This is a genomic window from Bacteroides acidifaciens (assembly GCF_903181435.1).
Classification (GTDB): Bacteria; Bacteroidota; Bacteroidia; order Bacteroidales; family Bacteroidaceae; genus Bacteroides.
Window position 1 is genome coordinate 885,527 of the sequence record NZ_CAEUHO010000001.1, and the last position, 13,021, is coordinate 898,547.

Annotated in this window: 8 protein-coding genes; 1 reads left to right on the top strand and 7 read right to left on the bottom strand. The window is 45.9% G+C overall.

Annotation, left to right across the window (positions count from 1 at the left end):
* The first annotated feature begins 302 nt into the window (after window positions 1-302).
* Window positions 303-4,334, top strand: coding sequence for a two-component regulator propeller domain-containing protein (locus tag CLIN57ABFB40_RS03515; RefSeq protein ID WP_175628908.1), 4,032 nt, complete (start codon window positions 303-305; stop codon window positions 4,332-4,334).
* 69 nt (window positions 4,335-4,403) lie between these two features.
* Here the strand turns inward: CLIN57ABFB40_RS03515 and CLIN57ABFB40_RS03520 are convergent, their stop codons facing one another.
* The 7 genes from CLIN57ABFB40_RS03520 to CLIN57ABFB40_RS03550 are packed head-to-tail and all read right to left on the bottom strand — an operon-like array spanning window position 4,404 to window position 13,006.
* A complete protein-coding gene (locus tag CLIN57ABFB40_RS03520) occupies window positions 4,404-5,543 on the bottom strand; it encodes a glycoside hydrolase family protein (protein ID WP_175628909.1) in 1,140 nt (379 codons plus the stop codon).
* A 16-nt stretch (window positions 5,544-5,559) separates the two neighbouring features.
* On the bottom strand, window positions 5,560-7,251 hold the full coding sequence (locus tag CLIN57ABFB40_RS03525) for a DUF4955 domain-containing protein (protein ID WP_254871692.1): 1,692 nt from the start codon (window positions 7,249-7,251) through the stop codon (window positions 5,560-5,562).
* Complete coding sequence (locus tag CLIN57ABFB40_RS03530; protein ID WP_175628910.1) at window positions 7,248-8,048, bottom strand: fimbrillin family protein; 801 nt, start codon at window positions 8,046-8,048, stop codon at window positions 7,248-7,250. The genes CLIN57ABFB40_RS03525 and CLIN57ABFB40_RS03530 overlap by 4 nt, the downstream gene beginning before the upstream one ends.
* 26 nt (window positions 8,049-8,074) lie before the next feature.
* A complete protein-coding gene (locus tag CLIN57ABFB40_RS03535) occupies window positions 8,075-8,776 on the bottom strand; it encodes a DUF4627 domain-containing protein (protein ID WP_175628911.1) in 702 nt (233 codons plus the stop codon).
* Between the two features lie 29 nt (window positions 8,777-8,805).
* Window positions 8,806-10,302, bottom strand: a complete 1,497-nt coding sequence (locus CLIN57ABFB40_RS03540; protein ID WP_175628912.1) for a fimbrillin family protein — start codon at window positions 10,300-10,302, stop codon at window positions 8,806-8,808.
* A 45-nt stretch (window positions 10,303-10,347) separates the two neighbouring features.
* Window positions 10,348-11,310, bottom strand: a complete 963-nt coding sequence (locus CLIN57ABFB40_RS03545) for a DUF5017 domain-containing protein (RefSeq protein ID WP_175628913.1) — start codon at window positions 11,308-11,310, stop codon at window positions 10,348-10,350.
* 31 nt (window positions 11,311-11,341) lie between these two features.
* The gene (locus CLIN57ABFB40_RS03550; protein WP_175628914.1) at window positions 11,342-13,006 is read right to left on the bottom strand and encodes a RagB/SusD family nutrient uptake outer membrane protein; all 1,665 of its coding nucleotides are present in this window, start codon (window positions 13,004-13,006) and stop codon (window positions 11,342-11,344) included.
* Window positions 13,007-13,021 lie beyond the last annotated feature (15 nt).

Below are 13,021 nucleotides of genomic sequence, written 5' to 3' on the forward strand. Positions count from 1 at the left end.
TGGAGTTGGCTGATATTGAAAAGACTGCTGGCTACTTGAATTATACCATAATCGTTCCTCCTTCCTTTATGTACTATATGTCATTTGATTGCTGATATGAGTCGGAAGAATGCCAATCCCAGGAAGGACGTGAAGATGTGAAGGTTGGTGAATACTGTATTTCTTGTCGTTTCTTCACCGGAACTATCTATGAATGAGAACCTAAGATACCTGTGATGAATGTGAATAAGAGATTTTATAATTAAGTATAATTATACTTGTTTTTTTAGTATCTTTGTTCCGCTTTATAATACAGAATATTTATGAGATACACACATTTATACTCTTTAAATGCGCTTTTGCGGTTATGCCTTTGGTTGATAGCCGTTTTAGGAACAACCACACTCTCAGCCCAAGACATATCCTTCAATTATCTATCCACTGAAAACGGACTGTCCCAGTTCTCCGTTTATGCCTTGCATAAAGATGAGCTCGGACGAATCTGGATTGGCACACGTGACGGATTGAATGTCTATGACGGAAACCGGATACAATACTACAAGCATGATAAGGAAGACGAACATTCCCTTGTGGGCAATCTAGTCCGAAATATTTGTGGGGATAATAAAGGGATGCTGTATGTACAGACTTCTGAAGGATTATGTGAGTTTGATATGCATTCGGAAAAGTTTTATACCATTCAGAAAGGCGGAGTGTATAATATCACCTATGGAGCCGACACACTGTTCACGGGTGGAGACTGGAAAGTCCATTATTATGACACAAAGTCACGTGAATTGAAACCTTATTGTTCATTGGATGTCCATCAACTGATTGTATCCCTGTTGAAGGATGATGACGGAAACCTGTGGATGGGGACACGTAAAGGATTGTATTGTCTCAAGAAAGGACACAGTGTGCCGGAATGTGTGTTGTCTCAAGTCTATGTTTATAATCTGTATCAGGATACGTCCGGTGATATGTGGATATCCACTTGGGAAGACGGACTTTTCTATCTGTCCGACAGCGGGATAGTGCAATATACGGACGGAAAGAAGAACGGTCGGAAGGAACTGTCATCCAATTCGGTAAGGGACTGCTGCGAAGATAATCAGGGGAATATGTGGATTGCCACTTTCGACGGGCTGAATAAGTTGAATAAGAAAACGAAAGAATTCACCCATTATACCCCTTCCGATGTGCCGGGTAGCCTGAGCAACTCATCAGTTTACTGTATCATCAAAGACCATCAGGGAACGATGTGGGTGGGAACCTACTTTGGTGGAGTGAATTACTTCAATCCCGAATATGAAATTTACACTTACTATCGTCCCGGAAAGAATGAAAGCACAGGATTGACGTATCCTGTCATCGGCTGCATGGCAGAGGACAAGCAGGGAAATATATGGATAGCTTCCGAAGGCGGCGGACTGAACTATTACAATCGGAAAACAAAACAATTTAAGTGGTATAAACATAAGGAAGGAGAAAATTCTCTTTCGTCCAACAATATAAAATCATTATATTATGACCCGCAGGAAGACGTGCTCTGGATAGGTACACATCAAGAGGGGCTCAACAGGTTGGATATTAAGACCGACCGGATTAGCCGATACCGTATGTCTGACAGCGATAGCGAAAAATCGTCCAACGTGGTTTTGGATATTATTCCTTATGGTCAGGATATCCTGATAGCCTCTTATGACGGTGTATTCATTTTCAATCCGCGGACAGAGAAGTTCACTATGTTGCTCGATCTGTTCAGTAACAGCCTGTATATTGATTCGCAAGGGATTCTGTGGATTGCTGTGGAAGGGCGCGGAGTATATGCCTATCATTTTGACACCAAAGAATTGATAAATTATCATTATTCGTCTGATGCGGAAAACTCGATAAGTTACAGCAAGGTGACCAGTATTACTGAGGACAGGCATCATAATATGTGGTTCTCCACAATCAGTTCCGGTATCGACGTTTTCTACCGGGAGACGGGGAAATTTGAAAACTTTAATGCCCGGAACAATAAACTCGGCAGCGATTGCGTCTATTCCACTGTCGAATCTCAGAATGGAAAACTGTTGCTGGCTACGAATCAGGGATTCACTATCCTGGATTACTATACCAAGATATTCAACAACCATAGTGCCGAAAGCGGCTTTCCGTTTACCACACTCAACGAGAAGGCTCTTTACCAGTGCAAGGATGGGGAAATATTCCTGGGTGGGGTGAAAGGCATGATTTCTTTCTATGAGAAAGACTTGGATATACCTCTCAAACCGTACAATATTATCCCTGTGCGGTTGTGGGTAAATGGTGATGAGGTCGGTGTTAATGATGAAACCGGTATTTTGCAGTCTTCGCTCTACAACGTTCCTTCCATTACCTTGAAAAGCAATCATTCCGTACTGAGCATTGAATTTGCGATGACTAATTATATTGCAGCGAATAAGAATGAACTTGTCTACAAACTGGAAGGCTTCTCGAATGAGTGGGCGCAAACTCACGGACAGAAGATGATTACCTACACCAATCTTCCCGCGGGAAATTATACGCTGATTGTCAAAGCAGCGGGAGCGAACCACGTGTACCAACCGGAATGCCGCCTGGCAATAACCGTCCTGCCACCGTTCTATAAGACAGGATGGGCTTATCTGCTATATGTCATTGTCATAGGTGTTATCCTGTTTTATCTCATAAAGGCATATCGTGACCGTATCCGGTTGCAGGAATCTTTGAAATACGAACAGCAGCATATCCATGATGTGGAGGAACTGAACCAGTCGAAACTCCGTTTCTTTACCAATATCTCCCATGAGTTCCGCACTCCGCTGACCATCATTATCGGGCAGATAGAAATGCTGCTCCAGGGGCAGTCTTTCTCGCCTACGGCTTACAATAAGTTGTTGAATATCTACAAGAACGGTTTGCAGCTGCGGGAATTGATTAGCGAACTGCTTGATTTCCGTAAGCAGGAACAGGGACACATGAAGATAAAGGTGAGCAGGCATGAACTGATTGATTTCCTGTATGAGAATTATCTCCTTTATGTGGAGTATGCCGCTACTTGTAACATACATTTCCAATTTGATAAGGGAGAGGAGCATCTGGAAGTGTGGTATGACTCGCGACAGTTGCAGAAAGTGATAAATAATCTGTTGTCCAATGCATTCAAATATACGCCGAAGGGAGGAACCATCTCTTTGAATGTATATAAGAAAGGAGAGGAAGCGGTGATTGAAGTTTGCGACAGCGGTACGGGCATCCGTCCGGAAGAGATAGAAAAAATCTTCGAACGTTTCTATCAAGTGGGAGGTGACTCGGGCAATATTCAGGGAACGGGCATCGGTCTGGCTTTGAGCAAGGGTATTATCGAACTGCATAAAGGGCGCATTGAGGTCAGCAGCCATTTGGATAAGGGAACCACCTTTACCATTTACCTGAAACTGGGAAAAGAGCATTTCCAGAAAGAACAGATTGACACCGAACCTGTGAAAGAAGAACCTTTGAGTATGCCTGCCGAACCACAATTGCAACTGGAACAGCAAGTGATGGACGAAGACGTACAAAACAGAATCAAAGGAGCTAAAATGCTGATTGTGGAAGACAATACTTCTTTGCGGGAGATGCTGGCGGGATTGTTCGAGCCTTACTATGAGGTGTTGACCGCTTCCGATGGGGAAGAGGGGTTGCAAAAGGTGCAGGAAGTGATGCCGGACATCATTATAAGTGATATTATGATGCCCAAGATGACAGGTATAGAACTCTGCAAGCAGATAAAAGCGAATTTTGAGACATGCCATATCCCTGTTGTACTGCTGACGGCACGTACCGCTATCGAGCATACTATCGAAGGATTGCGGATTGGTGCGGATGATTATATAACAAAGCCTTTCAATGTGAACCTGCTGATTTCAAGATGTAATAATTTGGTGAACAGCCGCAGGGTATTGCAGGAGAAGTTCGGCAAACAGCCTCAGACACAGGTGCAGATGTTGGCTACTAATCCGATGGATAAGGAGTTACTGGACCGCACGGTTGCCATTATCGAGAAGAATTTGGATAACTCGGAGTATTCGTTGTCTGATTTGATAAAGGAACTGTATATCTCACGTACCAACTTCTTCACCAAGATAAAAGCTATCACAGGGCAGACACCGAATGAGTTCATATTGACTATACGCTTGAAGAAAGCTGCCTGGCTGCTGAAACATGAACAGTACTTGTCTATCACCGAAGTATCAGACCGTACGGGATTCAGTTCCCAACGTTATTTCAGCCGTTGTTTCAAAGATATGTATGGTATCAGTCCGTTGTATTACCGGACGGGGGGCAAGGAAGATAATCAGGAAGAATAAATGATAATTTAGGGGCGTAGCGCCCCTAAATTCCTATTTGTCTTTTCAACCAGCATTAAGAATATGCTTTTACCGGATAGGAATAACCATGTTCCATGACTTTTTCGCATTCTCAAAACCACCGGGGCCGTCCATGGTAGCGAAGAAGATATATGTCGGCTTTCCGTTTTCAAAGAGAATAAACGGACGTTCCAACTGTCCCTGCATCTCTATTTTTCCGTCTTCCCATTCCACAGTACGCGAGTACGCCTTCGGGTCTTTGTCTATGTTCCAGTTTATCCCGTCCTTGGAGTGTGCCATAGCGCCGCCGCCCCATTCACCGGTAAACTTGCTTACATGGTCCTTGAAGATGGCGTGGTATCCCCTTTGGTCTTTCCATAAGAACGGGTCTTCCGCTTCCCCTTGTCCGTCTATCTGAAAAATAGGCTGATTGTTGTTGAGCACGGTATAAGGACCTTCGATTGAGGGCGCATAGGCGATGCCCAGTGCCATGTCCGAGTGTTTGCCATTCTCGGTGTGCGCGCGTCCTTTGAAAATCATCATGACCGAACCGTCTTCCTGCAGGATAGGAGAGGGGTTGGAAGTCAGGAAGCTGTAAAACGTGTTAGGTTGCGTCTTTAGTATAGGTTCGTCCATGCGTTTCCACGGGCCGTAGGGAGAATCCGCTACTGCCAGTCCGATACGTTTGTTGGCACGGGCTACGATGCACCACGGGCTGTCCAATGTCAGCTCATCATACGTAGGCTCGGCAAATGGGTGGGTGGAGCCCATATATATAAGGTAGTACTTATGGTTATACTTCAAGATACGGGGATTGTGTGCCGAGCGTCCGTCCCAGTACTGTGCGCCGCGTGCCGGAAGAGCTACATCGGAGAAGCGGTAAGGGCCCTGAGGTATATCCGATACGGCATGTACAATCTCCGAAGCTACCATCCAACTGGGATGAAAAGGCAGCGATTTAGGAAAACGGGAGACAAACATATGGTATTTGCCGTCATCTCCTTTTATAACCGAGCTCCCCCATACCCAATAGTTTTCGGACTCGAAGGCAGGAGTGTGCGGAGCTTTGGCCAAATGATGAAAAAGCTCGTTGGATGACTTCTGCTTTAACTCAACAAGATTCGTAATCTTCTGAGCATATCCGTAACTACTGCCGGTCAGCAGGCATATTGCCCCTACAAGCAAAGGTAAAATAGAATTTCTTTTCATATTCTGCAAAGATGCTTTATTTAAGATAATCAATAGCCGGCAAATATCCCAGCCGGCGTTGTAACTGAGCCTTATAGAGAGACTGCGGGCGAACCTTTTTGCCATAACTCTCCATCAGTTTCACTTGTGAAACTTCAAAATTAACATTTTCTCCATGAAAACCGACAATAACCGGTGGAAGAAATTTCCAGCCGCGTTCGTCGCTCCACCATATCCACTTGTTGGCTTCGTTGGAAAGAGTACGGGTTGCGCAGAAGTTCCAAAGCACCAAATCGTCCAGATGATTGGGTAGCTGATTCGTATCTCCGCCTTGATGGGATTGAAGAAACCCGCCTGTGCAACTATCCAGCAAAGTCGCCCTGGGTTGTGTAGCATGCGATTCGAAATTGCTGTCATTCCCCCAGGTACAATCCTTGATGACTGTTCCCAACGATTGCTTGCTGACGCCTACCGCATGCCATTGTCCCGCATTTGCCATCGTTTTTGATTTGGCTTCGTCCCGTACGTCCGCTATCAATACCCGTGAAGAGCCGGCAGTATGTACGGAGCAATGCCCGCGGTTTCCGCTGATGCGGATATCGTAGGCGGATATATTGGCGCATAAGGTAAAAGTTGCTGCTTCGCTGACACTGTGGAAGTCCACCCGGCGTACCCAGCCATTGACAATCTGCTGAAAGCCGAGCGGCTTGTAGGCCGAGTTCTCATACCATTGGCTATGCACAAAATCTTCTCCTGCCTGCCCTTTGAAAGACAAGTCTTCCACTCCCACGTTCTCGTAGCAGTCGTAGTGGCAGACAGTCCAGTTCCAGCGGGGATTCACTTCATGCATGATAGGTTCGACGAAGGTGATACGGTTGCCGCTGACGGATTTCACTTCATGGAAATCGTACACTTGCACGCCTTGCGTCTGTAACTGCGTCATGGAAGTCATCCATCGGTATGGATGCAGCTCTTCGGCAATCAGTTCGGGAGAGTTGTCTTCCAGTTTCAGGCAGACACGGTCGCCCGGACGGATACTTCCCGTAGAAGCCACTTCTACAGAGAAACTTCCTTTCGGCGAACTTCCCGTCACTTTTGCCAGCAGGTTCGAGAATCCGTTCCAGTTCTTGAAGTCGAACATGGAGCCTGCCCATTCTACATTGGGCAAAGGCGGGTAGGGGGCTGCCATGGTGATGGTGGTCTTGTCCCGTCCTGCTCCTTTCAGGATGATATTTCCGGCACGTATCTGCATTCTCACATCGTTGTCCGAGTCTCCCCGATCGCTTTCATCATAAAGGATAAATTCACCTTCGGGAAAATAAATGAGAGCGTTGGCTTTGCGATTACCGTTGATACCGATTTTATCGAGAATCTTCAGTAAGGCATCCCGGTCGGATTTGCCGTCGTCGGGGATAGCACCGTAGTCGGTGACGTCATAAACGGTATATCCCAATGTCCATACATCGGGTGGTGCCGTTTCTCCGTGTTTGTATCCAGCATAGGAGAAATCGAGGAGTACGTTCGCTTCGTTGCCTGCCACGAAATCCGTCCATGCCTTGCAATCGGAAGTATCCGGTTCGGGCTCCGGTTCGGGCTTCGGTTCGGGGGCGGGCACAACAGGCAAAGGGCCTGCCTCTTCCGGCTTTTCGTCGGAATGGCAGGCCGCTATCACCAGTAGACAAAACAGGTAAAGAATACTCTTTCCCGGCATGTTTCCTAGTAGTTTCATTGGCAAGTGGCAGTTAATGTATTTATCCTGTTCGCTTGCAACGTCATCGGACTGTCGGCTGTATACCGGAATGCTACACCGTTGTCACCGATGATTTTGATACATCTTTCACTTAATTCCTGTGCGGGGACTACGCCGCGGAAGGTGTCGTCACTGAGTCTCATCAAAGTGACTTCCGACACGGTAGCATCTGTTTTCACGGTTGCGTCCTGTGCTTGGAGATTTACCGAAGCGGTGGTGTAGGCTTTCAGTATCACTTTGTCCGCCTTTACTCCTGCGGGCAGGGTGACTTTTACTTCCAGCAACGCCAGGGCGTGGGTGAACGAAAGGGCAACTGCCTCATCGTTCGCTTCCGATGTCACATTCTCGGCCAGCAGCAGGTCGCTTTGGTTCAATCCGTTGGCTGCCTGGTCTGTACTGACGGTAAAGTCGAAAACGGTTGCCGTATTTCCTTCCGCGTATGGGTAGTAAGCATAGAAATTGACATCACTTCCATCGAGGGGAAAAGTAACAAGAGTTTCAGAACTCCATGCGTTTTCTTTATACAGATAATTCAGGTTGCTGTGAAGAGTTGCGGAAGTGGACCGGTTGAGGACGAAGACCCCGATGTGGTCTTCGTCTACAAACACAGTCTTCCGGTCGGTGGTCTGCGTGCGTGTCTGCACGATGTTGGTACTGAAAACAATCTCTTTACCCGTTTCTTGGGGGAATGTACCGTCTGTTGCATCCTGGCTGCACGAACCGAGAATGAGCGTCAGTAAAGACGCTATTCCCAATCGTATGTATTGTGTTTTCATGATTTTCAGTTGTTACGGAAGTTGTGTTACTTTTTCAGTTCGAGTTTCACGTCGTCCAAAACAAACTTGGTGAATTCACTGTTCGGAGAGAACATGATGAAGAAATTAGTCAGCACTTCGTCCGATGTTTCTCCCAGTTCGCCGTTGCCGTCAGGATATTGGTAGGGAGCTTTCACTTTTTTGGAGAAGTCGAAGTCGAGCACATACTCGGTGTAGTCTTTCTTCAGGTTAATCTGTTTGTATCCGGCAGGCGTTTCGGATTCGCTCTTGCGTGCTGCTATGACACATTCCTTGCCGTTGTTTCCGACGATGATAACTTTCATGTTGTTGCCCGAAGTGCCTTTTGCCTTGAAAGTGAGGCTATACACTTTGCGCTGCATCTCCTGATTCTTGGTACGGTAGCACAAGTAAGTGCCGTACCAGCTCTTCTGCTGATAGAAGTCGCAACGGAGTACGTTGCGATTCAATGTTTTGTCGAGTTCCACTTTTGCGTCTCCCGTTTCCAGTTCTCCTGCCACGCGATAGAGCCATATGTCTGTTTCTTCAGGATTGGTTTTGTCATCCTGCACCGGGTCGATATTTCCTACGGGCAAGCTGGCAATAGCTTTAATTTCCACTTTGTCTTTTTGTTTATCAGCGTTGTTGTCAGATGCTTTTGCGTTCACTGAAGTCAGAAGGGCGGCAGCCAATAGGGATGCCAATCCCAGTTTAAAGTTCATTGTTTTCATACTTCTTGTTTTTTTAGAGTTGTTATTAATTAGTTCTTTTTGGGTTCAAGTACTACATCGTATAGGTAGAATTCAGTATCATTGCTTGCAGGTGAGAACTGAAGGAACAGATTCTCCAAGACTTCATCGGTTGTTTCTGTATAGTCTGTGACAGTATTATAGATACTTAAAACTTGTTTGGAGAAATCGAAATCTATCTGATATTCTTTATACTCTTCTGTAAGGTTGAGCATATAGGCTCCTTGATATTTATTGTCGGGGGCGTTGATAGCTATAATCTTTTTATCTTCTCTTAAGATGAAGCATCTTACCGACTTATTGGTAGTACCTTTCATTTTGAATTTGAGAGTATATACTTCCCGTTTCGGAGTCTGCATTCTGTAAGCGATGTAGGTCTTATACCAAGTATTATTGTCGTTTATCTTGCAATGTATCACGTTGTGTCCCAAAGACGTCTCATTGATAACTGCCGCTTCTCCGATTTGGCTAACACTCTTCGCTACAAAAATCCAGTTGCCAATTTCGTATTGCCACGGCTTATCATTTGTACTCTCTGCTTTTATTGCTCCTGTCGGCAAATCGTCAATTGTTTTCAGTATCCAGTTCTCCTGCAGATTACCGGTGCCCTGATTACCGTTTGTCCAGTCTGTAATCGGTTCTTCCGTTGTTTCAATGGAAATCTTATCCAGAGAAATCGTAGCAGTGCATACATAGCGGTAACCTTGTTTGAGTTCAGTCAACTTTTCCGATAACTCCCAAGTAAACTCACGATTCATTTTAGGGAGTGAAACATAAAGCTGGATGCCTTCTATCGAAGCTGTCGGAATCACTTGTGCCGTGTCGCTGTTGGCTGTCTCACTGGCTCTCATTGTGATATTCTTCTTGGCTTCGAGGTTCTCGAACTGACCGGACAGCAGATTGAACTGTGCTTTGCTATCTATCCCTTTCAGTATGGCGGTTGCTTCTTCCAAATATTCCTTCGTCACTCCGTCGCCGGGAACAAGGTCGAGCACGACTTGCGATAACACCGGACGAAGTTCCATAACTACCTTATTATTGTCTTTGCCCACTCCTTTGCAATTGTTGGAATAGAGAAAATTGAAAGGCGATGCATTGTTTTGATTGGATACATCCATTGAAATGCGGTTCTCCGTCAGATTCTCCGAGTAGGGGAAGTAGGCGATGAGATTCGTCTTGCTACCGTCCTGTGGGAAATAGACAGGGTCGTTGCCGACAGGCGGGGCGAAATAGCCCGCAGGCACTTCGATAGAGTTATACAATACATTCTCGTAAGAGTTTATAATATCCTCTCCATTCTCCGTTGTCAGGAAGATACCGATATTCTTTCCTTTTTTCCATTCTGCACCTGCGGCTTTCGGGTCGAAACTGTAGTTTTTCCCGGTCAATACCAAAGGTGTGTCGGTAGTCTGTATTTCATCTTCTCCTTCGTTGTTATTGTCACATCCGCAGAAGGTTAGCGATGCGGCAGCCATTAATAAAGCCGTATAAAGTAATTTATTTTCCATGTGATTCTAATTATTGTTATTTATTGGGGCTGTGTATGTCGGACATTATTCTACCACGGTTACTTTTATTTCTTTTATTTGTTCCGTGCAATTCCATGCGTTAGCGTTGCGTGCTACGAAAGTTACCGTATATTCGCCCGGTTCGTTGTAAATGTGCGTATAGCTTGGCAGGCTGTAGGATAAGCTTTTGATAGATAATCCTTCGTCTGCATTCACTTTCGAGGCATCTACCGCCTGGCTGACAGCCCATATATAAGTTCCGTCTTTACCTTTGCGCCCGTTGATAGACACCCTTTGGTCGTCTACTACCGTTTGTGTAGGGTTATCGCTGTTGTTGCTGTTGTACTTGATTTTCACGAAGCCGAAACCGAAATCATTCTTCGGAGATGTTTTCTCGATTGTTTTTCCGTCCACCGACTGTTGTAGTTTCGGATAGAAATAAGCATCGGGATGAACCTGGTTGTTGGCTATCTCATCTTCAGTCAGCGGAGACATTTCATATCTGAGGGCGAGGTAGAACCTTTTATCTTTATAATTGTCCATGTCCACTACTATGTCCCTGACTTCTCCATGCTGATACCCTTCATAGGTTGATTCTATGACGGGCACCTTTAATTGCCCGTCCATGTCGCTCCATGTTGCTTGCTTGATATTCTCTTCGTCATATATCCCGTTGAAATCTTCCGAAATCAGAACTTTCAGTCCGTTGCGGTAGTTTATGCGGGCATATTTCAATTCTAAGTTATATTTGAGGATTAGGCTTTCCACATCAGCTTTTGTCCGGTTGCGGTTAGCGTATTTCTTACCGTATTCTCCCGAATAGAAGATAAGGTAATCGGGGTCGCCTGAGAAAGCGAAAGTTACGGGTTCGCCCACCTTTACGGTAGTTTCCGGATTTTGCAGGCTTACATCGAAGTCCAAGTCGTCAATGCCGTTGTTATCGCATGATGTGAATGCTGTGGTTAGGAATAGCAGCATTCCATATACTATTTTATTTCTGTTTTTCATACAGTATAATTATTTAATTGTTGTTACTCAATTACCATCCCTCGTTCTGTCCGCATATCGGATTGGTGTTCAGTTCCACTTCCGGGATAGGGAAATAGATATGTTTCGGTTGCAGTTCGATACCCGGTTGCGCTTTGATGTTGACACCCGCATAAGAACCGCTCACTGTGGTAGGATAGCCAATCATGTCGCCGTCATACTCTCCGCCGACGATGATATTCTGGTCTGCCAGCATCTTGATACGTTTCTCAAAGTAATCTTTACCCCAACGGCGCAAGTCCATTTTGCGGTTGCCTTCGTAACACAATTCACGGGCGCGTTCGTCGCGCACCAGTTCGCGGAAACTTTCATAATCGTAGTCACCAAGTTTGACTTCACTGGCTTTCGCTCTCTTTCTAACCTCATTGATGGCATCCACCGCTTCCTGGGTAGGCCCCTGGTTCACCTCGTTGGCAGCTTCGGCAATCATCAGCAATACATCTGCATAACGCATGATGGGGACATTGATGGAGGTGGTGTATTGTGTCAACGGGCGTACTACTTCATATTCCCGGCGATATTTGGCTGCATCTCCGTCACGCATGGTGTTCAGTTCGGATTCCGTCTTGTATTTGCGTGTTACCTTTTCCACATTCTCGCTTATCTTTTCCGTTTGGAAACCATAGTTGGAGAAGTTCCACCATTTGCGTTTGTCGTTCTCTTCATACATACGGAACAGGATGCGGGTTCCGTTATAGAAGCCGTAGCAGAAACCGTTGTCGGGGTCGAGAGCCGAGCCTTGGGTGATTCCGATTGAAAGGCCGATAGAGCCGGATTCGCGGGTGATGTTCAAGTCGTTGCCGTACATTTCCGCTTCAAACATATTTTCCTTCCAGTTATATTTGTCGGAACACAGGTCGATAAAAAGCGCTTCATAGCCGTTCAAATCGCCACGGTCTTGTACCAGTTCATGCAGTTCGCTGTCTCTTACCTTGCGGGCGTAAGTCAATGCTTCGTTCCATTTGTCGGCATAGACCGGATAACCGGACATCCACATATATGCTCTTGCCATCAGTGCTTGTGCCGTGGTTACCGATATATGTCCCGCTTGTGCCAGTTCGTCTGCGGTGAGGCAACCTTTTTCAGCCTCCTCAAGGTCTGAAATGATTTGATTGTAGATGTCTATTTGCGGGCTGCGTTTCAGTTTCTGTGATTTCAGGTCGCGGGTAGCCGTCAGGCGCAAGGGAACTTCTCCCCAAAAACTGACCAGATTCATGTAATACAGGGCACGCATTCCTTTGGCTTCTGCCAGCAGGCGTTGTTTGGTACGCTCATCCTTGCATACGTCCGCCGGTTTGTCGGTGATGGCTTCGATGTAAGTATTGGCACGGTTGATGCCTTTGTACAGTTCCGTCCATGCTTCTTTCAGCTCTTTGTCAACGGAAGTATAGTTGTTGAGATAGAGCTTTGTCATACCGATACTATACTGCTTGTTGTACACCATGATGTCCGAACCGGCATCACAGGTAGTAATAAGGTGTCCGCCGTAGAGCTTTGAACTGCTCATCGGGTCGTAGATTCCCGCCAGTCCTGCTTCGCAACTTTCGAGGTTGTTGTACACATTGTTTTCCGACAGTTCATCGTAAGTATCCGTTTCGAGGAAGTCACAAGCTGACAGGCAAGTTGCCAGGCTGATATATATCAATAGTTTCTTCATTTTCTTCTTTCGTTT

Excerpts from the sequence above, each read along its gene's own strand:
- CLIN57ABFB40_RS03515 (WP_175628908.1), top strand. The coding sequence starts at position 303 with ATGAGATACACACATTTATACTCTTTAAATGCGCTTTTGCGGTTATGC.
- CLIN57ABFB40_RS03530 (WP_175628910.1), bottom strand. The coding sequence starts at position 8,048 with ATGAAAACACAATACATACGATTGGGAATAGCGTCTTTACTGACGCTC.
- CLIN57ABFB40_RS03520 (WP_175628909.1), bottom strand. The coding sequence starts at position 5,543 with ATGAAAAGAAATTCTATTTTACCTTTGCTTGTAGGGGCAATATGCCTG.
- CLIN57ABFB40_RS03550 (WP_175628914.1), bottom strand. The coding sequence starts at position 13,006 with ATGAAGAAACTATTGATATATATCAGCCTGGCAACTTGCCTGTCAGCT.
- CLIN57ABFB40_RS03545 (WP_175628913.1), bottom strand. The coding sequence starts at position 11,310 with ATGAAAAACAGAAATAAAATAGTATATGGAATGCTGCTATTCCTAACC.
- CLIN57ABFB40_RS03525 (WP_254871692.1), bottom strand. The coding sequence starts at position 7,251 with ATGAAACTACTAGGAAACATGCCGGGAAAGAGTATTCTTTACCTGTTT.
- CLIN57ABFB40_RS03540 (WP_175628912.1), bottom strand. The coding sequence starts at position 10,302 with ATGGAAAATAAATTACTTTATACGGCTTTATTAATGGCTGCCGCATCG.
- CLIN57ABFB40_RS03535 (WP_175628911.1), bottom strand. The coding sequence starts at position 8,776 with ATGAAAACAATGAACTTTAAACTGGGATTGGCATCCCTATTGGCTGCC.